Origin of the sequence: Vibrio sp. 10N.247.311.14, assembly GCF_041467715.1 — a bacterium.
Classification (GTDB): domain Bacteria; phylum Pseudomonadota; class Gammaproteobacteria; order Enterobacterales; family Vibrionaceae; genus Vibrio; species Vibrio crassostreae_C.
In genome coordinates, this window is the sequence record NZ_JBFSVE010000023.1 from 1 (window position 1) to 12,389 (window position 12,389).

General features: G+C 45.2%; 10 protein-coding genes. 2 read left to right on the forward strand and 8 right to left on the reverse strand.

The window, feature by feature from the left end:
• Positions 1–184 precede the first annotated feature (184 nt).
• The 7 genes from AB6F11_RS10465 to xerD all read right to left on the reverse strand — a co-directional run bounded on the left by AB6F11_RS10465 (position 185) and on the right by xerD (position 9,114).
• The gene (locus AB6F11_RS10465; protein WP_017059332.1) at positions 185–436 is read right to left on the reverse strand and encodes a hypothetical protein; all 252 of its coding nucleotides are present in this window, start codon (positions 434–436) and stop codon (positions 185–187) included.
• 569 nt (positions 437–1,005) lie between these two features.
• Complete coding sequence (gene vpsR / locus AB6F11_RS10470) at positions 1,006–2,340, reverse strand: cyclic-di-GMP-binding transcriptional regulator VpsR (RefSeq protein WP_102394355.1); 1,335 nt, start codon at positions 2,338–2,340, stop codon at positions 1,006–1,008.
• 271 nt (positions 2,341–2,611) lie between these two features.
• Positions 2,612–4,144, reverse strand: a complete 1,533-nt coding sequence (gene lysS / locus AB6F11_RS10475; RefSeq protein ID WP_017059330.1) for a lysine--tRNA ligase — start codon at positions 4,142–4,144, stop codon at positions 2,612–2,614.
• A gap of 98 nt (positions 4,145–4,242) precedes the next feature.
• Positions 4,243–5,341 (reverse strand): peptide chain release factor 2 gene (gene prfB / locus AB6F11_RS10480; protein ID WP_100208942.1). Its coding sequence is split into 2 segments (ribosomal slippage): positions 4,243–5,265 and positions 5,267–5,341, totalling 1,098 coding nucleotides; the frame shifts between segments, so codons are not numbered across the junction.
• A 235-nt stretch (positions 5,342–5,576) separates the two neighbouring features.
• On the reverse strand, positions 5,577–7,313 hold the full coding sequence (recJ, locus tag AB6F11_RS10485) for a single-stranded-DNA-specific exonuclease RecJ (RefSeq protein WP_017059329.1): 1,737 nt from the start codon (positions 7,311–7,313) through the stop codon (positions 5,577–5,579).
• Between the two features lie 80 nt (positions 7,314–7,393).
• Positions 7,394–8,173 carry a thioredoxin fold domain-containing protein gene (locus AB6F11_RS10490; protein ID WP_102394354.1) on the reverse strand — a complete coding sequence of 260 codons (780 nt, stop codon included), beginning with the start codon at positions 8,171–8,173 and terminating at the stop codon, positions 7,394–7,396.
• A 26-nt stretch (positions 8,174–8,199) separates the two neighbouring features.
• Positions 8,200–9,114 (reverse strand): site-specific tyrosine recombinase XerD, encoded by a 915-nt coding sequence (xerD, locus tag AB6F11_RS10495; RefSeq protein WP_017059327.1) that lies wholly within the window; start codon positions 9,112–9,114, stop codon positions 8,200–8,202.
• A gap of 150 nt (positions 9,115–9,264) precedes the next feature.
• On the opposite strand from xerD, the gene fldB reads away from it, so the two are divergent.
• A complete protein-coding gene (gene fldB / locus AB6F11_RS10500) occupies positions 9,265–9,786 on the forward strand; it encodes a flavodoxin FldB (protein ID WP_017062875.1) in 522 nt (173 codons plus the stop codon).
• Positions 9,787–9,932: 146 nt separating this feature from the next.
• On the opposite strand, the gene brnQ is transcribed toward fldB, so the two are convergent.
• Positions 9,933–11,246 carry a branched-chain amino acid transport system II carrier protein gene (gene brnQ / locus AB6F11_RS10505; RefSeq protein ID WP_017059325.1) on the reverse strand — a complete coding sequence of 438 codons (1,314 nt, stop codon included), beginning with the start codon at positions 11,244–11,246 and terminating at the stop codon, positions 9,933–9,935.
• A gap of 314 nt (positions 11,247–11,560) precedes the next feature.
• Here brnQ and AB6F11_RS10510 point away from each other — a divergent pair, with 314 nt between their 5' ends.
• Complete coding sequence (locus tag AB6F11_RS10510; RefSeq protein ID WP_017062876.1) at positions 11,561–12,289, forward strand: tRNA1(Val) (adenine(37)-N6)-methyltransferase; 729 nt, start codon at positions 11,561–11,563, stop codon at positions 12,287–12,289.
• Positions 12,290–12,389 lie beyond the last annotated feature (100 nt).

Below are 12,389 nucleotides of genomic sequence, written 5' to 3' on the forward strand. Positions count from 1 at the left end.
GAGCCCGTAGAGGACTTTCACCTCCTAGATCAACGCCATGCTCGGCGCACAAAAACAAAAAAGAGAAGCCAATGCTTCTCTTTTTTGTCCAGTTCTAGTTCTAGTTCAAAAGTTTGCACTTTCGACGCCATAACTATCACTGTTAATTATCTTAGGGGTTGAAAGGTGCTATCAACCCCGCAGATTACGTCGGTATTCGCGCACTTAAGACACGACGAAGGTGACGTACTCGACGTTCAATCGTGACGACTTCTGGTTCAGAAAAACCAATCGGTCGACCGTCAGCTTCAAGACCAATATCTCTTAATAAGTGAGTATTGTTCCATGGCAGCTCATATGAACTACGACGAACTTTTCGTTGCCATTCGCGCTCTTCACGACGAAGATCGGCACGGATAAGGACTGTTGCTAATTTTAAATATACTGAGTGACGCATAATAACTCTCCAGTTGTTGAATCAACTGAGGAAAAATAGCGTGTTAGATAGTATGAGGGCTTCTCACTTAGCTGCTATTTTTCCGCAGCCAAATAAGGGTACGGATCTATTAGTTAGGTTTATCTTGGGTGTTTCGATCGGCTATGGCTGATGTGAGTGACATATCAGTCACCATGTCAGTACACGGCTCAAACGACGCGCAAATATGCTGTATAAAATCGAAATGTTTCATTTGCGCCTCCAAGCTAACTAAAAAATCCAAAAAAAAAATGGGGAAGTAAAAGCAGACAAGTCTTTGTTAAATCGTTGCTTTAACGGTTAAAGTCTAACCAAGTGAGTATATTATTCAACCGCTAATTGATTAACATTTTTAAAACAATGCATTCGCCTAAAATATCAGTTGCATATTCATTTACATATAACATATTCACCATGCTTATATAAAATCACAGCATATCTCTCTTAGGGTCTAACTAGAAAACAACGGACTACCCTTCAGAAACAAAAAAGCCACGTAGATACGTGGCCTTTAATTTACGGTGACTGAATAAAGTCATGTAGAGAAGAGTCTAAACAACACCTTCAGAGATTAGGCTGTGTTTATTCAGCAAGCGGTACATCGTCGCTCGTGATACACCGAGCTCCTTAGCCGCCAATGAAACCTGACCACCGTAAGATTCCAATACAATCAGTAACGCATCGCGCTCTGAGCGCTCTCGAATACTCTTCAAGCTTCGGCGTTCATCATTCTGTTTTGGTAAATCCAGTTGTTGATCGTCAATGATCACCGCATCCGACATCAGCACGACACGCTTAATTTGATTCATCAGCTCACGCACATTTCCAGGCCAATGGTATCGATTCATCGAACGGATAGCATCGTCTGAGAAGCTCTTCGCTTGAGCATTAAACTCTTTCGAGTACTCACGCAGAAAATGATTCGCCAGTACTGAAATATCGCTCACACGTTCTTTTAAGCTTGGAACATGAATACGCAGAACATTGATATAGTGATAAAGCTCTTCATTGAAGTCGCCCTCGATCAACGCCTTCTCGATATCAGAGGAGTTCGCGGCCAGAATACGCACATCGACAGATTTAGGTCCATTCGCAGTTTCAATCTTACCTTCTTGTAGAAAGCGCAACAGGTTCAGTTGTTGATTGCGTGGCATCGCTAAAACATCATTAAGCAAGATGGTTCCGCCATCGGCTTCTTCCAACATACAAGGCGCAGTCGCTGACGGTGCTGATATGCCAAACACCTCGGCCTCTATTCTCATTTCAGACAAGGCACGACAGTTAACCGTTAAAAATGGTTTCTGTGCTCGCGACGAATTTTGATGAATCGAGCGTGCAATCGTCTCTTTACCAGCCCCACTCTCGCCATAAATCAAGATACTGACATCAGTCGGCCCAATACGCTTTACTTGGTCTCTCAAGCGCTTCACGGCCACAGAATCGCCTAGCAGTCCCATGTTGTTATTGATGCCGTAGTTTGGCCATACCTTCTGCTCAAGCTTAAGCATACCCAGTTGGTGACCAATGGTACTCAGCAATTGAGCATCTGGGATTGGTGCCGTGAAAAAGTCGATACAGAAGTTGACGATAAACTGGCAGATCGTATCAGAGCTTAATTGAGATTCACGGATAAAGGCGAGCCATCTCACCTGCTTGTTATTGCTCACAAGGTTAGCAATACCGTTGAGACTGAACTCATCATGACTAAGATCGACAATACCAATACATGGGCCAATATCAGCAATCAAGGCATCGGCTTTTCGTAAATCTGCACACTGGGTACACTGCCAACCCACTTGTTCTAACACTGATAACCAGGGTTCGTACGCACCACCAACGACGATAAGAGAACCTGGTAAGGAATCCATCTTAAATTGAGTTCCCATCCTTCTTCCTTATTCTATTTTTATTTAAATCAGACTAATACGAGTCACTGCTTCATCGTTCGACAAAATGCCGCGAGAGCGTATTCAGCGCAGAGACGTATAGTAGTGAGACTATCTTAGATTTTATGTCTCAATAGTAAGACTATGTCAGAAATAACGATTTTTCGAATCAAGAGTGCGGTACAGACTAGGTTTTGAAGCCCCAAAACAGAAAAAGCCACTCTTCAGTGGCTTTTTAATTACATAGGCTGTTACGCCCTATAAGCGAGAATTACGCCTGTGGACGCATTGCCGGGAACAAGATCACGTCACGGATTGTGTGCGTGTTTGTAAATAGCATTGCTAGACGGTCGATACCGATACCTTGACCCGCTGTTGGCGGTAGGCCGTGCTCTAGTGCAGTAATGTAGTCTGCATCGTAGTACATCGCTTCGTCATCACCCGCGTCTTTCGCGTTAACTTGCGCTTTAAAACGCTCGTCTTGGTCTTGTGCATCGTTAAGCTCAGAGAAACCATTCGCAACTTCACGGCCACCGATGAAGAACTCAAAACGGTCTGTGAAGAACGGGTTGTCATCGCTACGACGAGCTAGAGGAGAGATGTCCGCAGGGTAGCCAGTGATGAACGTTGGTTGAATTAGCTGAGGCTCAGCCGTTTCACCAAAGATCTCTTCTAGAAGCTGACCACATGTCCAGAACGTTTCTACGTCTACGTGTACAGATTTTGCGATAGCAACCATCTTCTCACGGTCTTGTAGGTCTGCTTCTGTTAGCGCTTGAATCTCAGCGTGCTCAGGGTTGTAGTGCTTGATTGCATCGAACATGCTCATTCGAGCGTAAGTGCCACCGAACTCAACCGTTTCGTCACCGTAAGGCATAGAAGTAGAACCAAGAACGTCCATTGCTGCCGTGCTTAGCATCTCTTCAGTCAGATCCATAAGGTCTTTGTAGTCAGAGTACGCTTGGTAGAATTCCATCATTGTGAATTCTGGGTTGTGACGTGGAGATAGACCTTCGTTACGGAAATTACGGTTGATCTCGAATACACGGTCAAAACCACCAACCACTAGACGCTTAAGGTAAAGCTCTGGTGCAACACGTAGGTACATATCGATGTCTAGTGCATTGTGGTGAGTGATGAATGGACGTGCAGTTGCACCACCCGGGATCACGTGCATCATTGGCGTTTCAACTTCTAGGTAGCCTTTAGCGCTCATGAAGTTACGGATTGAAGATACAAGCTTAGAACGCACGATGAATGCATTGCGAGAGTCTTCGTTCACGATTAGGTCAACGTAACGCTGACGGTAACGCATCTCTTGGTCAGTTAGACCGTGGAACTTCTCTGGTAGAGGACGAAGTGCTTTAGTCAGCAGTTCAAACTCTTCCATGTTCACGTAAAGGTCGCCTTTACCTGATTTGTGAAGCGCACCTTTAACACCGATGATGTCACCGATATCTAGGCCTTGGTACTTCTCTTTCAGTACTTTTTGTACGTCTTTCGCTGCGTATGCTTGGATACGACCAGAAGTTTCTTGAATCGCAAGGAATGGACCACGCTTCGCCATTACACGACCAGCGATCGCAACGATGTGGTTAAGCTCTTCTAGCTCTTCCTTAGTCTTCTCACCGAATTCCGCTTGAAGATCGCCAGCTAGGTGCTCACGACGGAAGTCATTTGGGTGACCGTTAGCTTTGCAGTTTTGGCGGATGTGATCCAGCTTGCTGCGGCGCTCAGCGATTAGTTTGTTCTCTTCAGGTGAAGAAGCTTCTTGTGCGTTTTCGTTTTGAACAGCATCAGTCATTAGAGATGTACCCTGCTTTTAAAATTTGGACCGCTATATTTTTGTAAATATAGGCATTTTTACCAATATTATTGGTAAAGCTTAATAGTTGATAAAGCTTACAGACCTGATTTCAGGCTAGCTTCAATAAACTTGTCTAAGTCACCGTCAAGAACCGCTTGAGTATTACGGTTTTCGATGCCGGTGCGTAAATCTTTGATACGAGAATCATCCAGCACGTAAGAGCGGATTTGACTGCCCCAACCGATGTCTGATTTCGTCTCTTCGCTCGCTTGTTTTTCAGCATTTTGTTTTTGAATCTCAAGTTCAAAAAGCTTAGCACGTAGCTGCTTCATCGCTTGATCTTTGTTCTTATGCTGCGAACGGTCATTCTGACACTGAACCACAGTGTTAGTCGGAACGTGAGTAATACGTACCGCTGATTCCGTGGTGTTTACGTGCTGACCACCAGCGCCAGAGGCACGGTATACGTCAATACGTAGGTCAGAAGGATTAATGTCGATCGTAATGTTGTCATCAATCTCAGGATAGATAAACGCAGATGCAAATGAAGTATGACGACGACCACTTGAATCAAATGGTGACTTACGAACTAGACGGTGAACACCAGTCTCTGTGCGTAACCAACCGTAAGCATACTCACCAGAAATACGTACCGTTGCGCCTTTAAGGCCAGCAACATCACCATCCGACACTTCGATAACTTCAGTCTTGAAGCCTTTCGAATCTGCCCAACGTAAGTACATGCGCAACATCATTGAAGTCCAGTCTTGAGCTTCTGTACCGCCCGAACCTGACTGTAAATCGATGTAGCAATCTGATGCATCGTGATCACCAGAGAACATACGACGGAATTCCAGCTTCTCTAGCTTAGCTTCAAGCTCGGCCAGTTCTGGTTCAATTTCATCGAACGTTTCTTGATCTTCTTCTTCAACCGCAAGCTCTAATAGGCCATCAACATCCTCAACACCTTGGTCAAGTTGGTCGATCGTTTCTACTACCGCTTCCAATGCAGAACGTTCTTTACCTAGCGCTTGAGCACGCTCAGGTTCGTTCCATACATCCGGTTGTTCTAATTCTGCGTTTACTTCTTCTAGACGCTCTTTCTTAGCGTCATAGTCAAAGATACCCCCTCAGGATATTTGTGCGCTCAGACACATCCTGCAGACGGTTTTTTATAGGATTGATTTCAAACATTTTAGCTCATCATTTATGAGTAGAATTTAACCGAAGAATTGTACTCAAAAGTGTGACGGAGATACAGAATTTTTTAGAGTTGTGAACCAAGATTCAACAACTTAATGGGATATAAAATTGACAGGCATAAAAAACACGTAAATTTTGTAAGGGCAGGAAGGAAAACAAGCCCTGTTTTTGAACAGAGCTTGTTGAATTTGGCACTATATGATGAGCATTATTGAGCCCAAAATCACTATTTGGCTTCGATATGATCAATCATCAGCTGCAACGATTGGTTGCCGCGAAATTCGTTGATATCGAGCTTAAATGCAAGATGAACGGTTTTTACTGATGCATCAGGCCAGCGACGTAGGTCGACGTTAAAGGCAATACCGTCAATCATCACATTGGTTGGGTGGCCTTTGTAGAGCGGCTCAAGCATCAGCTTAAGGTGCTTTTCACCCACCAGCTTTTGGTGCAGCACTTTAAACTCACCATCGAAGATTGGCTCAGGGAAAGCTTGTCCCCACGGGCCACCTGAACGCAGCGTTTCAGCGGTGTGCATCGAGAACTCTTCTGGTAACAGCTCACCATCAGACAAGATAATGCCCTTCAGTGCTGTTTCTCCAAGTTCATTCTTCACCACATCATTGAACAGCTTGCTGAAGCGTTCAAAGTCCTTTTCCATGATGGTTAAACCAGCCGCCATTGCGTGGCCACCAAATTTAAGAATCAAGCCAGGGTTTTGAGTATCAATTCGGTCCAATGCATCACGCATGTGCAGACCCGGAATTGAACGACATGAACCTTTGATACTGCCTTCGCCGCCATCTGCAAACGCAATCACTGGGCGGTGGTATTTGTCTTTGATACGCGAAGCCAAAATACCAATCACACCTTGGTGCCAATCACGTTGGAACAGGGCTAAGCCAGAAGGTAGGTCGTCTTTACCAAATTCAAGGCGCTCACAAAAAGCCATCGCTTCTTGCTTCATACCCTCTTCGATCTCTTTACGTGTTTGGTTCAAGCCATCTAACTCACTCGCCATTCGACGAGCCGCATGGATGTTGTTACTCATTAGCAGCTCAACACCAAAAGACATGTCGTCTAATCGACCAGCTGCATTGATACGAGGACCAAGAGCAAAGCCAAAGTCAGACGCCACCAAACGCTTAGCGTCTCGCTTAGCAATTTCGATCAAGGCTTGAATGCCCGGACGAGCTTTACCCGCACGAATACGTTGCAAACCTTGATGAACTAAAATTCGGTTGTTTTCATCGAGTGGAACCACGTCGGCAACCGTACCCAGCGCCACAAGGTCAATCAGTTCCATCAACTTAGGTTCTGTCATGCCGCGCTCTGCAAACCAACCCAATTTACGCATGTGAACACACAATGCCATCATCAGGTAAAAAGCGACACCAACCCCCGCTAGGGCTTTCGAAGGAAAAGCACAACTTTCAAGGTTTGGGTTAACCATAGCATCGACCATTGGCAGTTCATTGCCCGGCAAGTGATGATCGGTAACCAGAACCTCTAGCCCTTTCTCTTTAGCAAAGCGAACACCTTCAATTGAAGAGACACCGTTGTCGACCGTCATGATCACTTCAGCACCAAGCTCGATTGCCTGTTCAACAACCTCAGGGCTCAAGCCATAACCATCTTCAAAACGGTTTGGTACCAGATAGTCGACGTTAGAGCTGCCGAGCATACGTAACGCTAAAACAGACAGCGCCGAGCTGGTCGCGCCATCGGCATCAAAGTCACCAACAATGATGATGCGTTTTTGCTGCTGAATAGCTTTGAACAACAGCTCAACCGCAGCATCAATGCCGCCCAGTTTTTGATAAGAGTGCAAGCCTTTCGCTGCTGTCTCTAGTTGGTCGGCACTGTCGATTCCACGACTCACATAAATGCGCTTTAACAAGTCAGGTAAGTGAGCAGGTAAGACTGAAATGTCGACCTCAGGACGGCGTTGGATCTCTATCATATAAAAATGGGCCCGATATCAATCAGGCCACTCCTTAAATCAAAAACATGGGGGATAAATTGGCAATACAGAAAACGAGATTATTGCTCTAAACGTTGAAGAAGTTGTGCTGGCGGTAAGTAACCACTCACCAACTCACCACTTGCTAGCACGATAGCCGGTGTGCCATTGATGCCAAGCTCACGACCTAATTGGTACTGTTTAGCAATGATCTGCTTTTGCTCTGCTAGATCTTTACCAGACGCTGGCATTTGACGATTTACTTTAGCGTCATGCATCGCTGTTTTTGGATCATCTGAAGCCCAGATTGCTGCCATTTGATCGGCAACTTGCCCTGTCGCACCTTGGCGTGGGTAAGCCATGTAACGAACGGTAATACCCAGATCGTTGTAGCCCTGCATTTGGCTGTGCAGACGAACACAGTAGCCACACGTAATGTCAGTAAATACCGTCACAACATACTTTTCGTTATCGGATTTGTATTCAATAACCGTATCCGACATCGCCGCGACTTTTTCAGCATTCAGCGGAGCTTGACGCTCAGCCAAAACATCACTGAACTTACCGTTTTCATCTAAAGAGTAAAGTGTACCGGCTAGAAAGTGATCGCCCTCTGGAGAAGAAAATATAATGCCGCTGTTGGTTTGAACTTCTAACAAACCATCGATATCCGAAGGAACAATCTTATCGACCTTAATACCGATTTTTTCAAAACGCTTAGTTAACGCAGCTGTATCAATAGCTTGAGCTGGAGCAGCTTCTACGGCTGTTGATGTTGTTTCTACTTTCGCTTCTGATGCATTACATGCAGTAATCATAAGAGGAAGCGCTAGTAGAGGAAGACGGCGTAATACGCTCATTAAGTTCACCTTAAAAATAAATGGATTTAAGCACGTGGGTGATGCTGCGCATGAATTTGCTTGAGCCTTTCAGTCGCCACGTGAGTATAAATTTGGGTAGTCGATAAGTCACTATGCCCAAGTAACATCTGTACGACCCTGAGATCTGCGCCATAGTTCAGTAAATGCGTCGCAAAAGCGTGTCTCAATACGTGTGGTGACAACAATTCTGTGTCGATACCAGCGACGACCGAGTAGTGCTTAATACGATACCAGAACGTCTGACGGGTCATTTGCTTGGCGCGTTTACTCGGAAAAACCACATCAGAACTGTTTTCGCCAAGTAGATGTGGACGACCCTGTTCAATAAAAGTCTCTATCCAATCCACCGCATTTTCGCCCATTGGTACTAAGCGCTCTTTGCCACCCTTACCAATAACACGCACCACGCCCTGTCTTAGGCTGATGTTTTCCATCGTCAAGCTAACCAGTTCTGTCACACGCAAACCGGTTGCATAGAGTAACTCAAGCATTGCCTTATCGCGAAGCTCAATCGGATCGTTCGGATCTGGCGCATCGAGCAAAGCATCAACCTGTTCTTCGCTCAAATCTTTCGGCAAGCGTTGCGGCAGCTTCGGGCTGATCAACAAGGCACTTGGATCATCGCCTCTGATTTTCTCGCGGTGCAAATATTGGAACAAGCGACGAATCGCCGACAACATACGGGCACGAGAGGTCTGCTTAAAATCGGCGTCGGCTAACCAGCCTTGATAATCCTGTAAACCTGAAAGGCTAATGAAGTCGAGGCGGTAATTGTTCTTTTCCATCCACGCTAATAACTTGGACAAATCGGTACGGTACGAGACAAGCGTATTCTCCGATAATCCTCGCTCCATCCACATAGCATCTAAAAACTGCTCAACGAGACCGTGGTCTGCGCTCTGCCCTTGAGGCGACTGCATAGTGTTACTCACAATATTGGAAACTGTTTTGAGAGTATGCCAGAGCAAATATGAATGCCATAAAAATTACGACTTGAGCGGATAATCGCTGCAATCGAAGTCGATTTATGGTTAGAATTCGCCATCTGAAATTAAAATCGAACGTTTGCTATGAAAATTGGATTATTTTACGGCTCAACCACCTGCTACACAGAAATGGCAGCAGAGAAAATTCGCGGCATTATTGGTGAAGACCTAGTTGATATCCATAACGTGAAAGAAAGCCCTCTTTCATTGATGGCGGACTACGACCTTTTATTGCTGGGCATCTCGACTTGGGACTTCGGTGAAATCCAAGAAGATTGGAATGAACTGTGGGAAGACATCGCAACCACGCCTATGAAAGGCAAGGTTGTGGCTCTGTTTGGTTTGGGTGACCAAGAAGGCTACGGCGAATGGTTCCTAGATGCGATGGGTCTATTGCATGATGAACTGAAAACCGCGGGTGCAGAGTTTGTTGGCTTCTGGCCAAACGATGACAGCTACGAGTTCGAAGCGTCTAAAGCGTTAACCGAAGACAAATCTCAATTCGTTGGTTTGGCGCTTGATGAAGATTCACAATACGAGCTAAGCGACGACCGTATCGCAAGCTGGGTTGAGCAAGTACTGGTTGAGTACAGCGAAAAGCTATAACCAAACAGAAGTACTCCCGGCTAAGTAGCTAACCAAGTAACTAGCTGGATATAAAAAGACCACAGAATACAAAAAGGCCTCATTACTGCGAAGTAATGAGGCCTTTTCTATTTCATCTCGAAGGACAATCTAATCTCAACGGAAGATTAAACAGTCTCTTCAGCCATCTCTTGTTCTGTTGACTTGCCAACAAAGAACATACAGATGATTGCAGCCGTTGTTGGAAGCAACCAACCCATACCGATCTCAAACAGTGGCAGCATCTTAAGTGCAGACACGTCTACACCCGCTACTTTAGCGCCATCAATAAGAGCAAACAGCAGTGACACTAATACCACTACGCGGTAAGCCGCTTTTGGATTAGGGAAACGGCTACGTAAGAATGTCAGAGCAACCAACGCGATAGCGACTGGGTACAGTGCAAACAGTACTGGAACAGACAGAGAAATCAGTTGAGAAAGACCAACGTTCGCAACGGTTGCACAAGCTACACCATTGATGATTACCCAAGTCTTGTAAGACAGAGGCGTTAGCGAGCTGAAGTAATCAGAACATGCTGACACAAGGCCAATCGCCGTAGTTAGACATGCTAATAGTACGATCACAGAAAGCACTAGCTGACCAGAAGGACCAAACAACGATTGAACGTATAGGCTTAAAATAGCACCGCCATTGTCTGCACCAGCTGCGACTGTTGCACTTGTTGCGCCTAGGAAAAATAGAGAGATGTAAACAAACGCCAGACCCGCTGCGGCAATACAACCCGCGCTAATTAGGTACTTAGTCGTCGCTGCACGGTCAGTAATGCCCTTGCTACGAATCGCATCAACAATCAGCATACCAAACATCAAAGAAGCAAAAGTATCCATGGTGTTGTAGCCTTCAAGGAAACCTTTGGTTAGTGGTTGAGTGATGTACTCACCGTGAGCCGCAAGAATATCGCCTTGAGGGTTAACGAATACAGCAATCGCCAGCACAACCAAACCAACGAACAGTGCAGGTGTTAGCACCTTACCAATGACGTCAATAAGCTTACCTTGCGACCATGAGAAGAACATCGCTACTGCAAAAAATGCAATCGAAAAGAGAGTTAGGTGAGCTTGAGAGGCATCGATGAAGAACGGTTTCACCGCCATCTCATAGGCAACAAGGCCAGTACGCGGTGCAGCAAATGCAGGACCGATAATGATAAAGATCAGTACAGCCATGATGGTTGCTGCTTTCTTAGGAAGATCTTTAGTTAAGTGACCCCAAGAGCCACCAGCCACTGCGACCGCGACGATAGTGATTAACGGCAGACCAACGGCAGTCAGCAGAAAACCAGACATCGCTGGAAGGAAGTGATCACCGGCTAATTGGCCAGCTAGAGGTGGGAAGATGATGTTACCCGCACCCAAGAAAAACGCAAAAAGCATAAAGCCCAATGCCATTATATCTGTTAGTTTTAGACTCTGTTTCACAGATAATCCTTAATTATATTTATGAATTTATGTTGTGCTTACATGAATGTTACAGCTCAAAGCTGCCAATCAATCTATAAAATAGTCGCGCATAATGACGAAACAACTGGCTAGCTGCAAGTCACCACACAAAAACACCATATAAATTTGCATATGAGAACAAAAAGCAGTGGATTCCACTAGCTATAGAAAAATAGCCACAATTATAAACTAACCATAATGCACAACAATATTCTTCCAAGCAGAACATTGATTCATACAAGCGGTTAACATTAGAGCTAATCACTTAAAATATCTCGATACTCAGAACATTAATGAAAGACAAAACAGTGCAAACTAAAAGCTTTAATTTTAAGCAATTCTCAATTTACGGCGGGAAAAGCGGTATGCCAGTCAGTACCGATGGCGTATTACTTGGCGCTTGGGTAAGCCTGCCACAAAGATCATGTGTACTCGATATTGGAACCGGGACAGGTCTGCTGGCTTTGATGGCTGCGCAGCGTTTTGAAGATGCTTCAATCTCTGCGATAGATATTGATCAACACGCTATTGATGCTGCCACTGTCAATATTGAGCAGTCGCCTTGGCAAAATCGTATCTCCCTTGATCACGGCAGCGTGTTAACAACCGACTTTCCACAAAGGTTTGATGCGATCATCTGTAACCCGCCCTACTTCAACTCTGGAGAACAGGCGCAGCAAAGCCAAAGAGCCACCGCCAGGCACACCGACAGCTTGGATCATTTAGCTCTTGCCCAGCGTTGTTTCGAGATAACAACCGACGCCGCGACTGCCAGTTTCATCCTACCGACGCCTGAGGGGGAAGGTTTTATCAAGCTTGCCGAGCAATGTGGTTGGTATCTAGCAAAACGCCTTGATGTAAAAACAACAGATAAAAAGCCAGCTAGCCGAATTTTATTCGAGTTATCTAAAGATCCTGCTTGCGAGCAAGATTTGCAGCGCGAATCGCTTACAATTCACCATCAAGGTGGTTATAGCGAAGCATTTATTGCGCTCACTAAAGATTTTTATCTCAAGATGTAGCAAATACCATGTGATCCTAATCACTAATGCTTCTATAATGTCCGACTACTCTTTTTTATCGTCTGCTTTTTGAGGCAGAAACATTTATTGCTTGTGGAGA